At 35.7% G+C, this 23793-nt stretch carries 20 protein-coding genes; 2 read left to right on the top strand and 18 right to left on the bottom strand.

What is annotated here, in order from left to right; translation table 11 throughout:
- Positions 1–59 precede the first annotated feature (59 nt).
- The 3 genes from B4B65_RS01710 to B4B65_RS01700 all read right to left on the bottom strand — a co-directional run bounded on the left by B4B65_RS01710 (position 60) and on the right by B4B65_RS01700 (position 4093).
- Positions 60–743, bottom strand: coding sequence for a response regulator transcription factor (locus B4B65_RS01710; RefSeq protein WP_293912806.1), 684 nt, complete (start codon positions 741–743; stop codon positions 60–62).
- A 10-nt stretch (positions 744–753) separates the two neighbouring features.
- Positions 754–2169 carry a sensor histidine kinase gene (locus tag B4B65_RS01705; protein ID WP_293912804.1) on the bottom strand — a complete coding sequence of 472 codons (1416 nt, stop codon included), beginning with the start codon at positions 2167–2169 and terminating at the stop codon, positions 754–756.
- Positions 2170–2299: 130 nt separating this feature from the next.
- Complete coding sequence (locus B4B65_RS01700; RefSeq protein ID WP_293912802.1) at positions 2300–4093, bottom strand: polysaccharide biosynthesis protein; 1794 nt, start codon at positions 4091–4093, stop codon at positions 2300–2302.
- Between the two features lie 549 nt (positions 4094–4642).
- On the opposite strand from B4B65_RS01700, the gene B4B65_RS01695 reads away from it, so the two are divergent.
- Both B4B65_RS01695 and B4B65_RS01690 read left to right on the top strand, forming a co-directional pair.
- Complete coding sequence (locus B4B65_RS01695) at positions 4643–5434, top strand: tyrosine-protein phosphatase (protein ID WP_293912800.1); 792 nt, start codon at positions 4643–4645, stop codon at positions 5432–5434.
- Positions 5435–5671: 237 nt separating this feature from the next.
- Positions 5672–8218 (top strand): prolyl oligopeptidase family serine peptidase, encoded by a 2547-nt coding sequence (locus B4B65_RS01690; RefSeq protein ID WP_293912798.1) that lies wholly within the window; start codon positions 5672–5674, stop codon positions 8216–8218.
- A 223-nt stretch (positions 8219–8441) separates the two neighbouring features.
- Here B4B65_RS01690 and B4B65_RS01685 read toward each other — a convergent pair whose 3' ends face one another.
- The 15 genes from B4B65_RS01685 to B4B65_RS01615 form a co-directional block, all read right to left on the bottom strand.
- On the bottom strand, positions 8442–8882 hold the full coding sequence (locus tag B4B65_RS01685) for a hypothetical protein (RefSeq protein WP_293912796.1): 441 nt from the start codon (positions 8880–8882) through the stop codon (positions 8442–8444).
- Between the two features lie 139 nt (positions 8883–9021).
- A complete protein-coding gene (locus B4B65_RS01680) occupies positions 9022–9447 on the bottom strand; it encodes a WxcM-like domain-containing protein (protein WP_293912794.1) in 426 nt (141 codons plus the stop codon).
- A gap of 234 nt (positions 9448–9681) precedes the next feature.
- Entirely contained in the window at positions 9682–10794 is a 1113-nt protein-coding gene (gene gmd, locus B4B65_RS01675) for a GDP-mannose 4,6-dehydratase (protein WP_293912793.1), read from the bottom strand.
- Positions 10795–10845: 51 nt separating this feature from the next.
- Entirely contained in the window at positions 10846–11799 is a 954-nt protein-coding gene (locus tag B4B65_RS01670) for a GDP-L-fucose synthase family protein (protein WP_293912792.1), read from the bottom strand.
- Between the two features lie 27 nt (positions 11800–11826).
- On the bottom strand, positions 11827–12786 hold the full coding sequence (locus B4B65_RS01665; protein WP_293912790.1) for an MraY family glycosyltransferase: 960 nt from the start codon (positions 12784–12786) through the stop codon (positions 11827–11829).
- Between the two features lie 149 nt (positions 12787–12935).
- Entirely contained in the window at positions 12936–13856 is a 921-nt protein-coding gene (locus B4B65_RS01660) for an NAD-dependent epimerase/dehydratase family protein (protein WP_293912788.1), read from the bottom strand.
- A 43-nt stretch (positions 13857–13899) separates the two neighbouring features.
- Positions 13900–14646: a glycosyltransferase family 2 protein gene (locus B4B65_RS01655; RefSeq protein WP_293912786.1), complete on the bottom strand. Its 747-nt coding sequence runs from the start codon at positions 14644–14646 to the stop codon at positions 13900–13902.
- Entirely contained in the window at positions 14646–15359 is a 714-nt protein-coding gene (locus B4B65_RS01650) for a glycosyltransferase (RefSeq protein ID WP_293912784.1), read from the bottom strand. The genes B4B65_RS01655 and B4B65_RS01650 overlap by 1 nt, the downstream gene beginning before the upstream one ends.
- Positions 15328–16515, bottom strand: a complete 1188-nt coding sequence (locus B4B65_RS01645; RefSeq protein WP_293912782.1) for a hypothetical protein — start codon at positions 16513–16515, stop codon at positions 15328–15330. The genes B4B65_RS01650 and B4B65_RS01645 overlap by 32 nt, the downstream gene beginning before the upstream one ends.
- Positions 16515–17357, bottom strand: a complete 843-nt coding sequence (locus tag B4B65_RS01640; RefSeq protein WP_293912780.1) for a glycosyltransferase — start codon at positions 17355–17357, stop codon at positions 16515–16517. The genes B4B65_RS01645 and B4B65_RS01640 overlap by 1 nt, the downstream gene beginning before the upstream one ends.
- Complete coding sequence (locus tag B4B65_RS01635; RefSeq protein ID WP_293912778.1) at positions 17344–18393, bottom strand: hypothetical protein; 1050 nt, start codon at positions 18391–18393, stop codon at positions 17344–17346. The genes B4B65_RS01640 and B4B65_RS01635 overlap by 14 nt, the downstream gene beginning before the upstream one ends.
- On the bottom strand, positions 18394–19527 hold the full coding sequence (locus tag B4B65_RS01630) for an NAD-dependent epimerase/dehydratase family protein (RefSeq protein WP_293912776.1): 1134 nt from the start codon (positions 19525–19527) through the stop codon (positions 18394–18396). It abuts the gene before it with no gap.
- A gap of 2 nt (positions 19528–19529) precedes the next feature.
- A complete protein-coding gene (locus B4B65_RS01625) occupies positions 19530–21761 on the bottom strand; it encodes a DUF4838 domain-containing protein (RefSeq protein ID WP_293912774.1) in 2232 nt (743 codons plus the stop codon).
- Complete coding sequence (locus B4B65_RS01620; protein WP_293912772.1) at positions 21758–22369, bottom strand: acyltransferase; 612 nt, start codon at positions 22367–22369, stop codon at positions 21758–21760. The genes B4B65_RS01625 and B4B65_RS01620 overlap by 4 nt, the downstream gene beginning before the upstream one ends.
- Before the next feature lie 4 nt (positions 22370–22373).
- A complete protein-coding gene (locus tag B4B65_RS01615; protein WP_293912770.1) occupies positions 22374–23792 on the bottom strand; it encodes a lipopolysaccharide biosynthesis protein in 1419 nt (472 codons plus the stop codon).
- Between the last annotated feature and the right edge of the window lies 1 nt (position 23793).

Genomic DNA, 23793 nt, shown 5'->3' with positions numbered 1-23793 from the left:
TATCGAAATTACAAAGCCTTAATTAATAAAGTTGTTAACCGGTTGTTAATGACAAAAAATCAGGACTGAGGTATACGAAAAATAAAGCCCACCTTATAGACGGTTTCTAATTGAACATAAGCAGAATGCGACAACAGTTTTCTGATACGGGACACAAATACATCCAGACTTCGGCCGAGAAAGTAATCGTTTTCTCCCCATACGGCTAGCAGGATATCTTCACGTTTGAGGACACGGTTAGGGTTCAGTGCAAAATACTTCCAGACTGCAAATTCGCGTTCGGTTAGTTTTACCTCATAATTATTCTCAAAAATCAGCATCATCTGATCCTGAATAATGCGCATATCTCCGATAGCCAGATCTGCAGATCGTCTGACCTGCTGACGATTAATAATATTGTGAATACGCCAGGAAAGTTCCTCTATATCAAACGGTTTCGTGATATAGTCATCACCCCCAAGTTTTAACCCATAGATCTTGCTTTCTTTTGTGTTTCGGGCAGTCAGAAAAATAAAACGTTGCTCAGGTTGCGTTTCCAGCAGCTGATGAACCAGATCAAATCCTGTATCATCAGGCAACTGGACATCCACAATTAGTAAATCAAAAAGTTGTTTCTGACACAGCTCTTCTGCTTCACGGCTTGTTGTCGCCAGTAATGTTTCAAATCCGGAAGTTTGCAGATACTGTTGGGTAACCAAACCCAGATCAATATCATCCTCAATAATCAGAATCTTTCCCTTCATAATTAACGTATTAACTAACTTCAACCATAGGAATAAGCAAGATAAATTCGGATCCCTCTCCGACGACCGTATCCACTTTAATATCCCAGTCATGCTGTGCTACGGTCTGTTGCACATAATACAATCCCAGTCCTACCCCGTTTTTAGCAAACTCTTGCTTACCTCTGAAAAATTTTTTAAACATATGCGTCAACGTTTCTTTATCTATCCCGTTTCCGTTATCCTTTACATGAAGTTCAATTAATTGTTCCTTCGCAGTCACCCATATGTATACATGTTTATCTTTTTGATTGTTGTACTTAACCCCGTTTTCCACCAGATTATTGAGCAATGTCGTAAACATAAATCTGTTTGTGAGAATATGAAATTGCTTTTCTTCATCTTTTGGAGAATAATCAATTTCAACCTCTTTCCCATAATTAATACGCAGGTCTGTCACACTTTCATCCAGCAGCTCATGAAGATTATAGATATCTTTTTCTACATGATGGGGGCTGAACTTACTCACATTGATAGCCTGATTGATAAGTTTGTCCAGACGACCGGTTTGTCTATCAATGATATCCAGATTGATAGTAGTCATAGCTGTGCCATCTGCAGGAATGTCTCTTCTCACGTTTTTGCTCGCCACCTGTATAGTTGCCAGCGGAGTATTAAATTCATGGGTAATATTGTTCAGAAAATCGGTTGTCATTTCATTCATTTTCTTTTGTCTAACCCAATTATTGAAGGTTAGAAAATAAATTCCGACAACAGCCAGTAAGCAACAGCCCGATAACAGAAGTAAAGGAAGAATATTTTTGAGAACCGCTAAAGTTTTACCGTCTTTATCTGCATACAGTGAAAATTCTACCCGGTTGCTATATTTCAGATGAGAAGAAATAAATAAACTGGAAACCATCTGATGGTGCTGGATCAATTTTGGATCCCCTTGAATAATAGTCATGGTATCCTGAGATAATAATGGTCCCGAGTCTAATAAATCAATGAAATTATGCCCGTCAAAAGTAACAGAAATACCTCCCAGAACCAGTGTATACTTAAAATTAGGATCAAGATTCTCTTTTTTCAATAACTCTCCAAACAGGCTATCCATTGTAGAGCCGTCCCGAAGTTTCCGGACGATCTCATCATAAATTTCAGTACCGCTTTTTTTGAATAATTCAGGATTTTTTTGATATAAACTATCCAGTGTTGACATTTTTGGCAGCAATACGGAATCAATTATAGCTTGTCCTCCCGGAAACAGCTTATCATTGATAATGGCTCTTTCATAGGCTACCTTAAGCTTACTTTTCTCCTTTTTGAAAAGGTCATTGCTTTTGATTTTATAGGTACCGGATATCAATTGATATTGCAGAATCATCAAAACAATAAAACTGGCAATAGCGATAAGTTTATAAATTCTTTCGGTATTCAGGTACATAAATCAGCGATTGGGTATTCGCAAATTTGGTAATTATATAGCAAAGAGTCCAATTTAATTTTATTACACAACTTATCTCCTCCAGATAAATCCTTCAATTGCTCTTCTTAAAGAAGGGAACGCGGACCTTTTATCCTCTGTTTATTTCTATGCTCGGTTGAATGTCCAACTGTTCGTATATCGAGTTCTGAGAGACAAATTCGGGGACAATATTTTTTAGAATTCTGACTAATTCTATTGGTTTTATAGTTCCTGAATGGCTATCCAGTATTTGCTCACAAAGCTTATCCAGCAGAACCTTTTTCTCATTCAGATCTTCACTGTTGATTTTGGCAATCATTATTTTTTCGTGATGTGTCCTGATTGTATTTTCATTATTTGCCAGCAGTTCTTCATATATCTTTTCTCCAGGGCGTAATCCCGTTATCCTGATATCAATATCTTCGGGGTAGCGGTAGCCTTTGAGCCGGATCATACGTTTAGCAAGTTCTATGATCTTTACAGACTTGCCCATATCAAAGACAAATATTTCTCCACCTTTACCCATTACTCCTGCTTCCTGAACGAGTTGGCAAGCCTCAGGAATAGTCATAAAATAGCGTGTAATATCCGGATGCGTTAATGTCAAAGGTCCGCCGGCTTCCATTTGTCTTTCAAACAAAGGAATAACAGATCCGTTTGAACCCAATACATTACCAAAACGGGTAACAATAAAGGCAGTCTTTAATTGTTGCTGACAGCTATTTACGTAAATTTCCGCAGCTCTTTTTGTCGCACCCATCACATTTGTCGGATTAATCGCTTTATCCGTAGAAACCATGACAAATTTTTTAGCGTTGTACTTAATAGCCATATCCGCCACATTCCGGGTGCCGATAACATTTGTTAAGATAGCTTCATACGGATTTTGTTCCATTAACGGAACATGCTTATAAGCCGCTGCATGAAACACGAGGTCAGGACGAAATTGTGTAAATATCTCCTCCATAAAAAGGCGGTCTCTCACATTGCCAACAATATAATGCACCCGTTCCGGATGAGTCGCAAATAGCGTTTGCTGTACATCATATATGGCCGATTCTGCCTGATCAATCAAAATTAACTGATCATAATTTTGTACCGAAATCTGCCTGGCCAGTTCGGAACCGATAGAACCTGCAGCACCTGTCACCAATATCACTTTTCCATACATCTCATGCTGTATAGCGGGATTATCCAATTTAATAACCTTTCTGCCTAAAAGATCCTCAATTTTCAATGCACGTATCTGCCGTTGATTTCCGGCATTCAGCATGGTATTAGACGGAGGCATTATTCGTATCTCCAGTTCCAGATCCTGTGCTTTTTCAGTAATACGCTCCAGTCTCTCCGGATCATTATTCTCCACAGCAATAATAATCTGCTCGATATTACACTCATGGATCAATTGCTTGTCCAGACGATCCAAGTCCAGAATTTTGAACCCAGCGAGGCGTTTACCTACTCTTGAAGGCTTGTCTTCTACAAATGCAAAGACTGAATATTTGACCCTGACGTCATCTCTCAATAATGACAAAGCCATTAACCCAGGTCTCGAAGCGCCGAAAATCAAGACATTTACTTGTTTTCTTTTTCGGAGAAAAAAGGCCTCATAAATAGTTCTGTAGAAGATACGTGCAGCGACCAGCACGACCATACTCAGAAATGCATGCATAAAGAGTACAGCGTATGACATGCGCAGGTAATCGTCCAAAATCGAGTTTTCCGGAATAAAAAAGCGGAAAACAAAATTTGCAGCCATTAATGTCAGCATCGCCACCCATATGACTTTGAATACGCTTATCGCATCCCGGATACCCGTCTGTCTGACAATTCCTCTGTATGTACCATAGCCAATAAAAAAGAAAAGATAGACCAGAATAATCAGGACACCTTTTTTCAACATTAAGTCCAGTTCAAAGCTGCCCTTAAAACTATTAATAATAAAGTTGGAGAATAAATAACAGAAAAATACAATTGAGATATCAATTAATAAAATAACCCATCTGGGATTATCCTTTCTTAATCTTCGCTTTAGGTCTGTAAGGTTCCACATATCACATTTACCGTGACTACAAATATGCAAGTATTATTCCACATTCGTATCAATTCTGATAATAACTAAATTTGGACAACTTTTTGCTATAACATAACTCAGCAGATATATACTACCGTTAAAGCGTTAAAGTTTATAAAAACGGAATGGATTTATAAGTAATATTTATTATTGCTTTACGCAAGTATATTGATTAACATATATTCAAAAATATGAAAAACAAAGACAAAATCAACATTCCGTTAATTTTAAATACATTTAAAGAAAATAAAAGTAGATACTTTGCTACATTTTCAAATTAAATAACTTATCTTTGTTATTCATAAATATTTAATTGTGTTGTAGCAATTCGGATCAATACAACGTTATGATTAATAATCGTACAGTATAAACAAGAACATGAGCCTTCTATCAAAGTTATTCCGTAAGAAAGAAAATACACTTCATCATAATGCTCTGGCATTTATGGAGGTTGATATGCACAATCATCTATTACCAGGTATTGATGACGGAAGTAAGTCAGTAGACCAATCTGTAAAACTAATTGAAGGATTACAGGAATTAGGACTAAACAAGTTTATATGCACCCCTCATATCATGGATGGTGTGTATGCCAACACCAAAGACACTATTGATGCTGCATATCAAAAACTTAAATCTACTCTTGTATCCAGAGAATCAAAAGTAGAGCTTAATTTTGCAGCGGAACATATGATTGATCAGGGGTTGGATGTCATCATAGCGGATAACAAATTGTGCGTAATGCCGAATGATTATGTACTTATAGAGATGTCCTATTTAGCAGAATCAAAGTCTTTATTTAGGACGATCATGGATATACAAGCTATGGGTTACAAACCAATATTAGCTCATCCGGAGAGATATAACTATTATCATCAGAACTTTAAGATCTTTAAACAAATCAAAGATGCAGGGTGTGCTCTTCAGCTGAATCTGCTTTCAGTGTCCAGATATTATGGCAGTAATGTAAAAACCACTGCGCTGACATTGATAAAATCGGGACTATATGATTTTATAGGAACAGATATTCATCATGAAAAACATCTGGCAGCTGTAAAAGAAGTCGCTACAAAATATCCGTTGGCAGATCTTCTAAAAACTTGCCAGCTTCGCAATCATGAACTTCTGACAAGCAGCAATCCCAGCAAAGAATTTATTGCAGTAGGCTAATCTGGAGTAGAACAATATTATGAAAGCAACCTTTGAAGTGGGTTGCTTTTTTTTGTACACAGTCTTCCTATGTGATATCTACAAATCAATTGATCAGAAAAATAGTCTGTTTATTTAAGCGCTGTATTTTCTGAGGAATTTTTCCCTTAACATATATTTGTAACGATATTATCAAATTGTTTTGGTGAAAATTTCAATTTTATATGCTATTATTACGGTGCTTAAACCTTTTTGCATATGAAAAACAATCTATTCCGCTTTAAACAGAAGCATTTCTTTCTATTCTTCTCCTTTAGTCTAATATCCTTATGTGTGAGCGCTCAAAATACGCACACCTTTACTGAAGGACTACATGTAGAGATTCCCCAGAATTATGGTCGGGAAGCACTCTATACAGATGAATTATTGTGGCAGCTTTACAGCAATAAGCTAGCTACACCTTCTGTTGGTAAGACTTTAGAATTGTCATTATCCCAAAATAAATGGATAAAAGCGACTGCAGATAGTACAGGCTTCTTTAGACCCCAACGAGGAAGTGGAGGAAATCTGCAACAGCCAAATAATCCTCCCGGACCAGGGCGGATTGCGGAACAAAATACAAATCCAAGACCTGCACAACAATACCGGGGTCCCAGACCCAGCTATTTGTACCTGACCTACAATTCATCCAAAGAGCAAACTGCAATATTGAACGTGAAGGGTAATAGTGCGGTTCTTGTAAACGGAGCCCTGCATTCTGGTGATCCATATCGGATGGGCTGGATGGACATTCCGGTACACTTAAAAAAAGGACTTAATGAATTTTATGTCCGCGGAGCATATATATCAGCCAGTCTTACTTTTCCACAGCATCCGGTACAGTTTTCTACTCAGGATCTTACTCTACCGGATATTGTGCAGGGAAAAGATAACAGCAATCTCATTGTAGGAATCGTATTGTTAAATAACAGCACTCAAAACCTATCTGATCTACAGATACAAAGTATTACAAACGGTCAGAAAGTAATCAGTGCTTTACCTGTCATTAATGGAAACAGTAGTAGAAAAGTAGCTGTACGTATTGACGGATCTGCTATTCAGAAAACAGGAGACATTACCTCTCAACTTTCTTTATTAAAGAATGGAAAAGTTATTGGTAATACCCCGATCCAGTTGAGAAGTGTAGATCAAAAAACAGCTTACAGAGTTACATTTGTAAGTAATATTGATAATAGTGTACAATATTATGCGGTCAATCCTGCTACAGGAGGAGAGAAACCTCAGGATGCACTTTTCTTCTCTGTACATGGAGCAGGAGTCGAAGCTCTTGGTCAGGCACAAGCGTATCAGGCTAAAGATTGGGGAACACTGGTGGCCCCTACAAATCGTCGTCCCCGTGGATTTAACTGGGAGGACTGGGGGCGCTTAGATGCTTTGGAGGTCTTAAGTTTGGCAAAGGCTCAACTGCAGCCTGATACGCAACGCGTCTACCTGACAGGGCACTCAATGGGGGGACACGGCACCTGGTTTTTGGGTGCTACCTATCCGGACAAGTGGGCTGCAATAGCACCATGTGCAGGGTATCCAACCCTGAAAGGTTACGGGTCTGCAGATGGATTAGTACCAGAAAAAGGACGTAATGCTCTGGAAGAAGTATTACTTAAATCGGGTAATCAGAGTGACGTCATTGCTTACGTAACGAATTACAAACCATTAGGTGTCTATATATTGCATGGGGATGCAGACCGCACTGTTTCTGTGGATTATGCAAGACAGATGCGAAATATCCTTGGTGGATTTCATCCTGACTTTAGCTATTATGAATACCCTGGCGGCTCGCATTGGTATAGCAACGAAAGTGTAGACTGGAAGCCTTTATTTGATTACTTCAAGTGGCACAAAAGAAAAACACATAACGAGGTTGATCATATCGATTTTATGACTGCTAACCCCGGAATATCTGCATCCTATTATTGGGCAACCGTTTATCAGCAACTCAATCCATTGGATTATTCCCGTATCCTCTTAGACCGCGATATGGTAAAACGAAGTATTGTAGGACAAACAACAAATGTACAGACGCTTCGTCTGGATCTGAGCGGATTTAACAAAACAGAACCGGTATCTATAACTTTAGATAGCTTAAACACTCTTGAACACCATATCACAGATTCCAAAAGTTCTTTTGTCTATCTGAAAAAAGAAGGAACATCCTGGAAAGTAATCAACGAGCCAAGCCTTGCACATAAGGGGCCTCACAGAAACGGAACATTCAAAGAAGCATTTAACAACAGGATGGTCTATGTTTACGGAACTCAGGGAACTAAAGAAGAAAATAATTGGGCTATAGAGAAGGCAAATTATGATGCAGAAGCCTGGTACTACCGGGGTAATGGGGCATTTGATATTATCGCTGACCGGGATTTTGAAGAAACCAAATATGCCGGCCGAAATATTATTCTGATTGGTAATGCAAAAACCAACAGCGCATGGAATATTTTACTGAAAGATTGTCCGGTTAAAGTGGAGACTGGCAAGGTTAATATTGGGGAGAAAAGCTATTCAGGAGATGATTTAGGTGGATATTTTTACTGGAAGAAACCGGGATCAGATGTTTTATCTGTGGGAGTTATTACCGGCACAGGAATCGCAGGAATGCGTGCAGCAACGGCTAATCAATACTTTGCCGGTGCAAGTGGCTTTCCGGATTATATGTTCTTTAAGCTGGCCATGCTGAAAGACGGAGTGGAAGGTATTGTAGATGCCGGATTTTACAACAATGAATGGAATGTAAAACCTAATTAGAAATAATAAAGAGCTGGAAATATCCAGCTCTTTGCTTTTACTTATTATTGCAATAATCACATCGGTTTATTGATTATTATATTAATGTTAATTACTTACATCTGGCATTAATCACTATTTCTTTAGCTGGTACCCTTTTATTTTTTAATTCTATTTTTTGATATCCGATTTAACAAAAATGGCCGGAGCAAATACTTTGTACTATATTAGAAGCTGGTCTTTACTATCTTAATGCCGGCAACAATTTATCCCAGATTTCCTGATACAATTTGGGATCATTACTTAATCCGTTATCTTCGTCATAAGCTGTTTTATTGTGGATATCACCTCCAAAGATCTTATCCACCTGATAAATATTCAATGTTACTAAAGCTTGATTAGAATTACCCGGCTGAATCAGAAAATTACATGTTCTCCATTCTCCCATTTTAGCTGAGAAAACCTTATTATACTTGATATAGGTTTGTACCTGTATAAAGCCTGATGACCGGTCTACAGCAGTAATCCGGTATCCGTTATTATGTAAGTATCGTATGGATTTTGTAAATGTGGAGTCTGCAGTCGCATCTACATTTTGCTGCTGAAATGTATTTATCTGTTGTGCAGAAAGGCTGAGGGATAGAAAAACAAAGAGAATAACTATAAAAATTCTGAACTGCATCATAACTTGCTGATATTGAAAGGTTATTTCATTATCAGCAAGTTATCGAAAATCATTAAGAATGGCAAACGAAGAAACTTTTATCGGGCTGAATAAAAATGTTCCAGCTTAATTCTTTCTCTGAGGAGCTACCGATTGGCATCTAACGGCTGATGTTAACAAAATAATCCAACGGATAGGTATGATCGTCAAGCTTTGCATTTTCGATACCATAGTCCGCAAAGACTAATAGCTCACTATCCGGTTCTAAAGCCCGGAAAGCAGTACCATATCCTACCGGTACATGCAATACTCTATGTTCTTCTGACTTTAAGATTTCTGTCTCTACTGCAAGATCTTTTGAAGGTGAATCCCAATTATCAATCTTAACCAGATCTACCGAAAATGCTCCGGACAATACATAAAACCAACGCTGTTCTATCCGATGCGCCCGCCAGCCTCTGATCAATTCGACATCTGCATTCTTAATAATATAAAACCGTTTGACCAATGACATATCAAAATCATTGACAAATCGGATCTGACCTCTATGGTCTTTGGCAATACCGCCAGTGATGAAGTTTATCATTTGTATTTCATATAGTAACTACAGAATTTCCCAAATGAGATTCGAGTATTTGCTATTACTTTTAGAGTATTTCATTTTTTCTTTTTAAAAAAAATTTATCCCTCTTAAAAAGAAGCTCAAAAGTATGTATCATAAAAGAGGAATGTAACAGTTTCAATATATAATTCTAATAATAGAAATAGCTGATAAGTTTAAATTTTTTCTGATACATTCCATTAGAAATTGTCTTATAGATTAACCCACAAGGTGTTCCCACTGTGAATTATAACGGTTCTTTATCAATTCCACATCAAAAGCTACCATTTCTTTGACCAAAGCCGCTAAATCATATTTCGGTTTCCACTTAAGTTGCGTCTTTGATTTCGTTGGGTCGCCAATAAGTAAATCCACTTCAGTAGGCCGATAATAATTTGAGTCAATACGAAGTACCACTTTTCCTTTATCTAATTGGAATTCCGGATTAGCACATGAAACAACTTTTGCAATCTCCTTCTCCGCCTCACCTTCAAACGACAATTCTATACCCACTTCCAAAAAAGCTAATCTAACGAAGTCACGAATTGATGTAGTAACTCCAGTTGCAATCACATAATCCTCAGGTACGTCTTGCTGAAGAATGCGCCACATAGCCTCGACATAATCTTTAGCATGGCCCCAATCTCTTAATGAATTCAAATTACCCAAATAAAGACATTCTTGCTTTCCAAGTGCAATAGCTGCAGTAGCCATTGTAATCTTGCGTGTAACAAATGTCTCACCTCGTCTAGGAGATTCATGATTAAACAAAATGCCATTACATGCAAACAAACCATAAGCTTCCCTGTAGTTCTTTGTGATCCAAAAACCGTAAATTTTTGCTACACCATATGGAGAACGAGGGTAAAATGGAGAATTTTCATCATAAAAACCTCTTTCATTCTTATTTTCCTCTAATCCTCCGTACAGTTCAGATGTAGAAGCTTGATAAATACGAGTCTTCTTCTCCAAACCTAATATCCGAACTGCCTCTAATATTCTTAGGGTTCCTATACCATCTACATTTGCGACATATTCAGGAGAATCAAATGAAACTTTTACGTGAGACATAGCACCTAAATTATAAATCTCATCTGGCTGTACTTCTTGTATAATTCTAATAAGATTTGTAGAGTCTGTTAAATCTCCATAGTGCAACTTGAAACGCACATGTTGTTCATGTTGATCGATATATAAATGATCAATTCTTTGGGTATTAAAAGATGATGCCCTTCTTTTTATACCATGGACCATATAGCCTTTCTCCAAGAGTAATTCTGCCAAATATGAACCATCCTGTCCAGTAATACCTGTAACTAATGCTGTTTTCATTTTTAAAAATATTGTAAAAAATTGAAATATAATAAACTTTACTATAGATAATCAAAGCTTAACTTCTTTGAAATCATGTTGATTATCTAAGAACCATTTGTATGTTCTATTAATACCCTCTGTTAATTCAACTCTATGTCTCCACCCTAGTTTATGCATCTTTGATATATCCATAAGCTTTCTTGGAGTTCCATCTGGCTTGGAAATATCCCAGATGATCTCTCCTTCATGGCCAACAACTCGTTGGATTATCTCAGCTAGATTTCGAATTGTTAAATCCACTCCAGTACCAACATTATAAAGATGTTCGGGAAGAACGTTATTCAATGCAAATACAACGGCCTCAGCAAGATCATCAACAAACAAAAACTCTCTCATGGGCGTTCCTGAACCCCATAGTTCAACAGGGGAATGTCCCTTTTCTTTAGCATCGTGAAACTTTCTTATCATCGCAGGGAGTACATGAGATGTATGAAGATCGAAGTTATCATTGGCACCATAAAGATTTGTAGGCATAAGACTTACATAATCTTTACTAAACTGTTTTCTGATAGCTTCACAAGCTTTAACACCTGCAATCTTTGCGATAGCATACCATTCATTGGTCGGTTCAAGACTATCTGTTAATAAATAATCCTCAATAAGTGGCTGTGGGGCATGTTTGGGATAAATACAAGATGATCCAAGAAAAATAAATTTTTCAACACCTGATTTAAGTGCTCCATCTATCAAATTGTTTTGTATTTGCATATTCTCCATAAGAAACTGATATGGATAATTGTTATTGGCGAGTATACCACCTACTCTTGCAGCAGCGTCAATAACGACCTCCGGTTTTTCTTGCTCAAAAAACCCAATAACAGCATTTTGATTACGGAGATCAAGTTCTGTGGAACTTTTACAAATCAAATTAGAATATCCCTTTATTTCAAGACTTCTTTTAATCGCTCCGCCGACCATTCCCTTGTGCCCGGCAATAAATATTTTTGTTCCGTTGATAATCATTAGATCAAATATAATTGAATATTTTGTTTAATATTTAACAAATCGTTTTATGAAGTATTTCTTTATTAAAAGGTAAACAACACTCATACTGATTAACAATGTTATTGTGACTAATAGTTGTTCAGCAATAGTACATTTTGAAAATACAATGGCTACTAAGCCAATTATAAATTGTAAGACAGCATAAGCACTAGCAACGACTAACTTATTGATCCCTCCTTCATTACTTAAATATTGATATAAGTGAGATCGATGCGCTTCGAAAATATTCTCCCGTAAATAGAGCCGGCGAATAATAGTCCATACCGAATCGAGACCGTACACAGATAAAAATAAGATATAGATAGGCTTTTTTGTTACAATTATCAGTAAACCAATAACAAACATAAGGATATATGCAATAGCCACAGATCCAACATCACCAGCAAAACATTTAGCTTTTGTACGAAAATTGAAGAAAGTAAATACCAACACTCCCATAGTAATAAAAATGAGAAAATCAGAGGCAATAAAGCTAATCTGTTGATTAACAAGCCACAGCAGTGCTATAATACTGAGACTATATGCAGCGGTAATGCCATTGATTCCATCCATAAAATTATATGCATTGATTACACCAACAGTAATAATAAACCCTATTAATAAAAAGTACCATGGCATGGTAAAGAGATCCAGTTCATAAGCCATCAAAAGTACAGAGGTAAAATGAACAACTAATCGGATCTTGTTGGATAATGTAAAGATATCATCTAAAAAAGAGATAAGAGTTATCATAGTGAGTCCAATAAAGAACCAGGGATAAGTAAAGTCAAATGCTAAAAAATATGCAAGTATAGCCACATAAAAAATGACCCCTCCTCCTCTAAGCGTCACAGTTGAATGTGAAGATCGCTGATTTGGTTTATCAATAATATTAAATCGATCAGCTACTTTAAAATAGATAATCTCTGTTGCAAACAATACAATCAGGATCAATAAATAAAACATTTATCTTTAAATTAGAAATAATAATTTAGCACACCATATGTTGATTAGGAATACTAAATAAAGTAAAAGAAATGGACAGACATATTATTTTGTAATATAAAATTCATCTTGGCTGACTGAATACTTAAATTAACAAAAATCCGACCAAATTAATCACGGTGAGAAAAAGATTTTATTGTTTTACGTAACCCTTCCTCCGTTGTATAGGGCAGTAATTCAATCTCGATAGCCTTCTTCACTTTAGCATTAGATACTACATAAGACTCCGTTAGTTTTTTTAATCTTTCGGAATTTAATGCAAGTTTAAATGTATCGCCAACTTTTGCTCCAAAGTGCATTAAAGAAGGAGAAATATGCCAGAGCCTAGGTTTCATTTTCAGCGATTCTGCAATAATCTCTACTAACAAATTGGTTGATAAGGACGTATCGTCTGCAAAATTATATATACCTGATGGCACATCATCCTTTTCTATTATCTTTTGCAATAAATAACAAAGATTGTCAATACCTAAAAACGATCGTTTGTTTTCAAATGCTGCCAGTGGCCATGGAAAGCCTTTTTCCACTATGTTATATAAAAGTGTGAGATTACCTTTATTTCCCGGACCATGTATCATACATGGACGAATAATGAAAACCCTCTTACCAAGTGGAAGCTTTTTCGATAGTAAATATTCCTCCGCCTCTAACTTTGACTTACCATAAGGGGTCTGAGGAGATGCTTCTACGTCCTCTAAGAGTTCGCCCTCTACAGTATCAGCGACTGCTTTGACGGAAGAAAAATAAAAAAAATCTTGAATATTCGTATCTAAGAATTGGTCAAAAAGTCGAATAGTCAAATCGCGATTTACTTTAAAGTACAACTCTGCGTTTGTCGTATTGGAAGTATCATGTGCCTTTCCTGCTAAATGAATAATAGCACGTGCCTTAACTAAAGAAAGACGATCTGGCCAATCTAGCATTCTTAATGACAACGCTTCTACGTTTACACCAGAGTTTAGAAAGTATGTGTTAAGATTTTGCCCTACGAAACCGGAAATACCACTGACAATTATTGAATACTGCTCCACAATAAGTAAATATATTTATACACCATAATTTAAACATTTATACCTAAACAAAAACTCTCTCGATGAGCTTATCTACAAAACGGAAATGTATGCGCAATGGGTGAAATTTTAAACCATTCGACTTTAACGCTTTTATAATTTCTTTCGATATACGTTTATAACTACTCCATCCTGAACTACTAATTCCACCAACAAGCATCCTATGCGTAATCAGTCCAGAATATTTCCATTTTATTTTGTGTATTAGAAAATATCTGATTATAAGTTCATAATCTGCTCCAATTTTGTAATCCAAAGAATAGCCTCCGTATGTGTCAAAAAGTTTTCTGTACATAAATATGGATGGATGTGGTGGCATAAAACCTTGCTTTAGTTTTGATGGCTGCCAAGTATTAGACATATATTTACGGAGAATCCGACCAGTATGATCCTCTTGTACGATATTGCCTATGATCGCATCTAAATCGGTTGAGGATCTAAATATCTTAGCTACATCAGAGACAACATCCTGATTGTAGAAAACATCGTCTGAGTTAATAATGCCTACAACATCACCCGTTGAACAAGCAATTCCCTTATTTATAGCGTCATAAAGCCCCTTATCTTTCTCTGATTTTATAATTGCAATTTTATCCGTATAGGTATTAATAATATCTAATGTACTATCCGATGAGCCACCATCAATTACAATATATTCTAAATCATCGTAAGTCTGACTTGCAACAGATTCAAGCGTATTTCGTATTGTCTTTTCGCTATTGTAGCAAACTGTAATTATAGATATCTTCATTAGAAATAATATTTTAATATTAATTTAGGAATACGAAAGATTACGCTAGTCCGAAACTTAATCTTTTGAAATAGTGAATAGGGCGATTTCTCTGCTGTAGGCGATTCATTATTACCGTGGCGTCGATATAAAATCAATTTCTCTTTCACAAATTTTGTTTTAAAGAAGAGTTCTCCTACAAAGCCAATCCAAATATCATGCATAGGTATTTGTTTAGGAAATGGCAATATTAAATGTTTAACCTTTTGATTGAATGCCATACAGCATCCTAAATATGAGTTACTTTTCAGATTCTTAAGAAGACCAGGTCCGGAATTATTCAAACTAAAAAAGGACTCAGTTACTATCTTTAAATCTCTATCAACAACTGAGCAATCGCTCACTACGACATCATATTTACTCATTAAGGGACGTAATATATCAACCTTACTATCAGTCCAAACATCATCCTGATCAGCTAAAAATATTAATGGGTTCTTTGCCTGTTGAATTGCAAATTCAAAATTTCTAATAGGGGAGCTAAATTTACGCCTTTCGTATAACTGTATTCGATCGTCAGCAAAGTTCTTAATTATTTCCACGGTTGCATCTGAAGATGAATCATCTGATATAATCACCTCATCATCAATGGCAAGTTGTGACAATATAGATTCAAGTTGTTGCTTTATAAATTCCGCCCCGTTATAGGTCGCCATGCATACCGAAATTTTCATTTTTTTTACTTTTTAAAAAACTATACGCTACTAAAACTGCAATCATCCCTGTCGAACTAATCAAAAGGGGATTTGTACCTGCGATAAATAAATAAGCCAAATAAGCCACAATCGCACTACTATATATCCGCCAATATCCATTCTTAAAAAGATACATTATTGGATATAAAAGAAGAACTAAAAAAAGTATCGTTACAGGAAAACCGAAAGTTCTTAATAAATCAAGATATGTTAGCTCCGTTTGTGGTAACATTTTAGCACTACCCCGTGAGTAGAACTCACTACCTAAACCCTGACCGTGAATTAGATAATTGGGATTTTTATCAAAAAGCTCTAAATAGGAATTGAAATGATCCCCTTTGACATCGGAAGATTCATCCTTAACGTCAAAGTTTAATTGGCTAAAGAAAGTCACTGCAGCATAAAGTAATCCCAATATATATATGATCTTAGCAAAGAAATGTTTAGAATATATTCTGTAAAAATAAAATGCTGCAATAATTAAAGCCATTAGGATATTTGCTCGGGTACCCGTCAAGAACAAAGTAAAAAACACAATTCCTGCAATAGAAATGAACTTTATTTTTTTGTGTTGTAAATATTTATCTAAAAAAAAGCAAAGACTAAAAACCAATAAGGGTGACGTTCTGTAGTAAATCATTACAATCTCTACTCCATAAAATGCTCGATATCCTATTTTAGCTACATCCTTAGCTATAACGTAGTTGTATATCGGTAAAAGAAGAGCTGGAAAAAAAGTAATAACAATGTAGATCGGCAAGGTAATACCGCATATAATCAATGCCCATTTAGACACAATAGAAAAGACATCAATCCTCATATCGTAAATGATGAAAATAAGTGAAAATATACTTATTGATTTGATAAAACCAAAAGCAAATTCATCGTTTACGAAATTGTTCTGAAGAACAGCAACAAGTATACCATAAATTGAAATAGCTAAAAAAGATACGCTAACTAGAATTAAATCTCTACGACCATATGCAGAACTATCGGTACGTAGTATCAGCCATGTTGCCCAGATCAGCATGAATATGGGCATTTTCATATGAAATATAAGATCACCCGGATCCACCACAAGCACAACAACTAGTAGTGCAAATAAGCGGATTATTACCCTTCTGAAATTTATCATTACTTTGTACCTAAATAATTTCTAGCGAAAATTTTACAAAACTCAAATGTACGATATTTTACACTAAGCTTACAAGCCCGCGCTCCTACAGTAACGAAATATGCACAATAGTCTAATTTTGTATGAGCAGATAAATATGATCCTTCACAATAAAATTTAAATCTCCTCTTAGCATTTTTGACATCTACCTCAACAATATCAGAAAGCTGATGATAGCAATAAATGTTCATCACAAAAAAGTATTCATATATCCTTTTGAATCTATCTAAAAATTCAAAATCACTAAAATATAAGCGAATACTTTCATTATATCCTCCAGACACAAAAAATGATTCAATATTTATCATGACACCACTATTGAGAATTGTTTTGCCTTTTAATTTCCAGATCCCTGGACGGGCCCTTTTCCATATAACTCCTCGCTTCAAGAAATAATTAGACGGAGAAAAGGGTACATTGCCTGAAAGCAATATCGGAGCAAAAAGTTTTATAGTAGGATGATCATTTAAAGCTTCAGCATATTTTCTCAATGTATTGCTTGGAAAATCGGTATCCTGATCTGTCAGTATTATCCATCTGGCGCCCTCATCTTTAGCTAGACGTGAACATTCATTATAAGCCTTACTTACGCCTGGATTAGTTGGATCGTGAATATAACATATTTTACACCAAGCCTTCATATTAGCTGGTAAAGATTGCCTCACAGCACTATTATCATATACATATAATATATACGCACCTCCACTTTCATAGACTGATGCAGTTAGTGTTTTATACGTCTTAGAATCTTCTAATTTACAGTTGTATAAAACTATACATATTGCAATATTATCTTTTTGCATTGCTGTTGGAAAATATTTGCGTTAACCAATTATCTAAACGAAGGTGCTCAATCGCTATAGAATTGCGTATGGGTGATCTAACAAAATTGACATCAAAACAATAATCCGGAGACTTTAAAATGGTGATCATCTCACTATCAAAAAAGTCCTCTTTTACTATATGACTATTTGTGGTTAACAACCGATGTCCATCGGAAAGTGATTCAATCGTGCGTATAGTTAAACCAACCTGACCCTCAACCGGAATATCAACAACGCATCGCGACCGAGAAAGTAAGTCTGAATACTCTTCTGTACTTAATGTTGTATGTTTTACAAATTGTCCGTCAGACATAACTGCTCGATAAAATGCACGGTAACTCTTATCAAGCGCATATTTTATGAAGTGAAAGAACCTTTTAAGCATGCCTGTTGGTTTATTATAATAGAGCCAAAAGAAATACTTGAGTCCCATTTGATCTGCTTGATCTGCAACACACTTTAAGGCATGCAATCGATTTATACTATGTAAGCCTACTCCGCCAATGAAAAGTAGATCGTATGTATATTGTTCAGTACCTAATGGCGACTGTGTCATAGTATAAAAGAGTGGCAAATATTCCACAGCTCCTGTAGCATCATCACGATCAAAGGTCAAAACCCTATCAAAGAATGAATACAAATGGCTATAATCATAAACAGCTAAGGAATCCCAAGTGTAATAAATCATAACGATTCCAGGATTATTATTTTTTATACTTTTAAGAAAGCTTTGAGTTATCGAAAATCCTCCCATTACGAATAAGTAATCGTAATGCACATTTGCAATCTCATGAAGTATACTCTCGTTATACCTCTGCTTCGCATCACCAACAAGCAATCTCTTTGCCCGAGAGACAAAAGAACTACTTATTGCCGGATCTTCTATAAAAATTTTGTTTTCATAAAATGTAATGTCTCCACCTAGTTGATGTAAAGTCTCATTAATCTGCTCGTGATATGTATAAAACACCTGCCCGATAAACAAAATCTTTTTCCCGTAAAGTATTCTCTCCATCTATTTATACAATCCTTTTGCCTTCATTTCTTCGATAGATTTCATATATGTATCAGCGGCGATATCCTGTGTCTTTACCCACTTAGTGAAGCGGCTCAAACCCTCCGAGAACGAAATTTTGGGTTCAAAACCCAATCGTTGTTTTATCTTTGAAAGATCTGCAAAATTATGCCTAATATCACCTAAACGATAATTTCCAGATATCTGAATGGGGACTTTAATACCATAAGCCTCCGTAAGACCTTCTGCAACATCTACAACTGTTGTAGCTATACCTGTCCCAACGTTGAAAACTTCATTGTTTGCTTCTGGCTTTTCAATTGCCAGAATAGTAGCTTCTACAACATCGCTTATATAAACAAAGTCTCTCGACTCCTTACCGTCTTCGAAAATATTGATTCCATTACCATTTCTAATACTAGTTGAAAATATAGATAAGATCCCTGTATAAGGATTCTTTAGTGATTGACCTGGGCCATATACATTTTGATATCGAAGAGCGACGCCTGCTTTACCTATTGAAGGACAAACGGTCATGACAAGTTGCTCTTGAACCTGTTTGGATATTCCATAAACTGATGAAGGATGGATTTTGGAATCTTCATCTGTCGCAACGACCTTGAGATTAGAAGTACCTGAATAGGTTACTTCAAAGCACCCATTATCCATATCTTCGCCAACACGATGAGATGGATATACATAACTATTTTCGTCATTTTCATATTTACCCTCCCCATATATAGATCTTGAGGAGGCCACTACTACTTTAGATACTTGATTAGGGCTGTTTGCTAAAATATCAAGCAACAAAGCTGTACCACCAACGTTCACGTCACAATAGTTTTGAATAGCATACATAGACTGTCCAGTTCCGGTCTCAGCAGCATAATGAACCACAACATCCACACCCTTTAACGCCTGTTCTAAAAGTGAACGATCACGAATGTCACCCCGATAGAATATAACTTTATCTTTTATCGAAAGAAAAAGGGAGGAATTAGTCTCCGCATCTTCTCCATGTATCTGAGGTGAAAGATTGTCTAACACAACAACATCATAACCACGATCTAATAAAGATAAGGCTAAATTTGAACCGATAAATCCGGCTCCGCCGGTGATAAGTACTTTTTTCATTTTCATTTTATAATTATTTCATCAAGGCCTAATAGTTTACGAGATTTCGCAACTACACGAACGTATCTCCCTTTAATGTCCTTACTTGTGAATGTATATGTGCTACTCTCTGCATCATGCGTTTTGTGAAGCGGGCGAATATTATACGTATTCCATTTATCATATCTCCTTCCATCTTGCGACACAAAAACCTCTATATCCGAAGGATAATACATCTTTACAATGTCCGCCTCCATAAAGTTTATTGAAACCGTATGAATTGCCATTTTAGATTGTAAATCTATTGTTATATCTAAAAGGCCATCCTGAAAGACAACCCACGAGTTATTTTCCAAATTTAAATTTGCCGATATCCCATCTAATAAGCCATTGTCTCCAGCATGGATAGAGCTTGATTTATGAACAATTGTAAATGGCTTTCGATAAGCTTTGTTCTCCTCCACCAAGATACTGGGTTTGTCATCAAAAACGAGCTTAAGACCATTAACAAAGTCACTTTTAAATACTCCATTCTCGCCCATGAACTTGGAGCCGTTTGAGTTGAGGGTATTCACCAGACTTGTCGCTGCATTATGAATTATTTTATAATCTGCAGGATCAAAACTATTGAAATTTTTAGTAAGAGCATTTAGATATTGCGTCGTCTGAACAAATTGATAGGGAGCAAGTAGAGATGCAACATGACTTCCATCACTAAACTTTTTACCATTATTTGTCAATCCTATTTTTTGCACATAATCATTGAAATTTCTTAATTTAAAAAAATTAGTAGTTAGCATTGTGGCACCATCGAACAGACCTATATTATTATAATTATGCTGTAAATCTAGACCAGTATCATATATTAGCTTCATGGCAGCGTCTGCATCTAATCCATAATACCCTTGCACAAAATCTTTGATCAATGTGTCAGTATCTAATGTAGGGTCCCATAGAAGCTTCGATACTACATACGATTTTATCTCGTCAAATGCCCCTCCTCCATAAATATTGCCTTGTACGAAAAGTCCCTTTATCCTCTTCTTCGAGAAAAACTTAATATTCTCTCCTATAGCCGTCAAGTTTTGAAGAGGGAATAAAGTATGCTTAAAATTTGATATGTAGTCCCAGATCATTATGTTGGAAGTCTTTTGCAACCACGGATCCAAAATTATATTTATATTTTGCTGCTCTAATGGGGTAACTCGATCGAAGTCTCCCGATGTACAAAACATAATCATGACATTGTCTACCGGTCGAATCCTGCGAGGAGCTTTCTGTGTCTCTCCATATGCTAAAGTAACAATAGTTTTTTCAGGAAACGCAAGAGCAATTTGATTTACAAAATTCAACAAGGAGCCTGCTTTAGATCCATTGTCTTTATCTATTTTAGAACAGCGATCACATTCACAATGTGAATCATTGTCTTCCTGTCCAACAAACCAATACTTGGAGCTAGGATTTCGCTCGATCATTACAGAAAGAGCGGTTTTAACCTGATGAACTACAGATTCATTTGAGAGACAAAGCTGTTCAGGTATTCGCTTTCCATTAATTAAAGAATAAAACTCTGGATAAGTTTTATAGAAGTTAGATGGTGGCACGAAACGAAAAAATGTATGACCCCAAGCTCCACCCCAAAGATGATTATCCTTTCCTTGAAATGCTTGTAGCTTATGAAATGATCTATATGCTGGATCTTCGGCTTCGGATGTATAAAGAAGTCTATATGAAAAATGTGGTTTGCCTATGTAAGAGATACCACTCAAATTCTGTTTATCTGTTTTTACATACCTAGTTGAACTTTCAGTTAACTTATCTACTCCTAAAAATTTATTAATAAAATCGTTAACTCCATTAGAGAGGTCTTCTGTCGTCTCAGCGACAATATAGAGATTACCAAAGTGTTCTTTCCATATAAATGCATTATTTGGTATGGTTGTTAGATGCAATTCTTTGCGCTGCTCTTCGGATAAATCAGAACTTAAAGAAATTAAGATACTTTTCCTTTCTACAGATTGCTTATTGACAATTTTAATATTTACTCCACTGACCATTTCGACAGCCGATTGCAGTAAATTTGCTATCTCTATTATTTGAGGAGTTTTTTGATTAATCACGATGTTATAATTACTCTTTCCTTGATTAAAAAGATATTGATCTTGGGAATAAGAATATAACGGTAACATAGTGAGAATAACTATAATAAATCTCGCACTAATCGTAAACACTAAGTATCCTAAATTATGTGTCATGAAAGAAAGTTCCCCTCTTTATCTGTACGTAGCCACATTTCATGTTTAAAACTATATCGTTTTACTATTCGTGCCGGAGTTCCTACTATAACACAAAAATCAGGAAAAATTCCAGACACAACAGAATTAGCTCCTACTACACAGTGTTTCCCCAAAATTGTTCCAGGAAGTATTACGGAATTATTGTATATCTTTGTTTCTGCCCCTATACGAACTGGTTTCACATTCAGATGCGCTTTTTCAATAGGAATATTTACATCTTCATAAGGATGCTCTATATCGGTGATTGTAACATTCGCTGCAATAGCCACGTAATCTCCAACAGAAATATTATCTGCGCAAGTTAAATGTAAGTTCTGCTGGATACTAACAAAGTTACCAATCGAAATTGATGGTCTGTACTTAACACCTTCATACTCCTTCACTCCCTCTATTCGACAATTCTTATAAATATAGCAATCACTGCCAATTGAAATCACATCTGGTGTTAGTTGCAACGGCAAACCTATAACATTCCGCTGTCCCATCAACTTAAATGACAATCTCAAAATAAAGTCTACATACACCTTTCTAAAGAAAAATCTTCTAACTCTAGTAAATATTTGCATTAAATTATAAATTTAAAGACTTTGTCCTAAAAATATTGGTGACTCCTCGAAAATAAACCGTAGGCACCAGAAAACTAATGAATAACAGCAATTTTATTAATACATTTAATATGTTAACTGATGGATCCCACCTTTCCAAAACAATTACCAACAATATATACAGTAACATACTTTTTAGTTCGATCTTTAAAGCGAATGGTGTAGTCATCTTGAAGAAGAGAATTACATCCATTACAAAAAACGCAAGTGCTGAGGCAAAAATTGCGACTAATACTCCCCACTTCGAAATAAAGATAATATTTATCACTATGCTAACCATGCCACCTGCAATCATAGACAGACCAATATGAGAAGTCTTCTTTTCTGCACTTAACAAACTACTGAATAGCACATTATATGCTGCAAATAATATACCGAAAATTATATAAGGAACCAAATTACTACCACTATGAAAATTTTGAGAAGTAAAAAAATAAAATATTTCTTTGCTATATATGGCTAAGAATGCTGCTAAACCATAAACTATAAACAAAAAAACATTGGATGTTTTACGAACGAAATGAGTAAAGTCTACTGTTCCAAAACGTTTAAAAATTTCCGGCTCCAAAGCTCTGTATCCACTTTGAATAACGACATTCAACGCTTGCGAGAATGTGACGGCGACATTATAAACCCCTATAATTGCTAAACTAACGTGCCTCTCAAGTATAATTCTATCAGAAAGTGACATCACTAAATATGCTAATGCTCCTGGCAATAATGGCAGTGAAAATTTAAGCCCTTCTTTTATCTGGCTGAAATTAATATTCAGAATAGCATTACGTGCAATGATTCCCCATGATAAAAAGAAATATAAACATAATGGTATAAGTTGTCCATAATAGCTACCAAGAAGACCAATGGACTCAACAACCACAAAATAATATACAAGAACAAACTGTAGGATAACTCTTGAAATACTTAGAGAAACAAAATAAACGGCCTGTTGTCTAACACGAAACAATACCATGGGAACTACAGTAAAAACCTCAAGAAAGTTAGTAATAATCGCTAAACGGAAGTAAGGGTCCCAAGGTACCTTAATTGAAAAATAAGAAATTATAGTAGGTAATGTAGTATATATTATTAAAAGGAGACCTATGTTAAAAAGTGCCATAAATAGAAATACATTACCAATTAACCGCTTTTTATCTATCTCAGTTTTGTATTCGAAATAATATCTCAAAACATAGGAATTAAGAGATAGAGTACAAAAAACATATAGGAACATCACAAACGCAGATGTATAGGATAATATTCCATAGTCTGATGTTGTGAGATATGCTGTAAAAAGGGGAAGTAACAACAAACTTATTACACGGGGAAACACTTCTCCTAGCGCATACAAGATTGTATCAGAAAACAGCTTATTACGTAAAATCATT

The sequence above is a fragment of the Sphingobacterium sp. UBA5789 genome (assembly GCF_002418355.1).
Classification (GTDB): domain Bacteria; phylum Bacteroidota; class Bacteroidia; order Sphingobacteriales; family Sphingobacteriaceae; genus Sphingobacterium.
The sequence above is the reverse complement of the archived record's forward strand: the minus strand, read 5'-3'. Positions and strand labels throughout refer to the sequence as shown.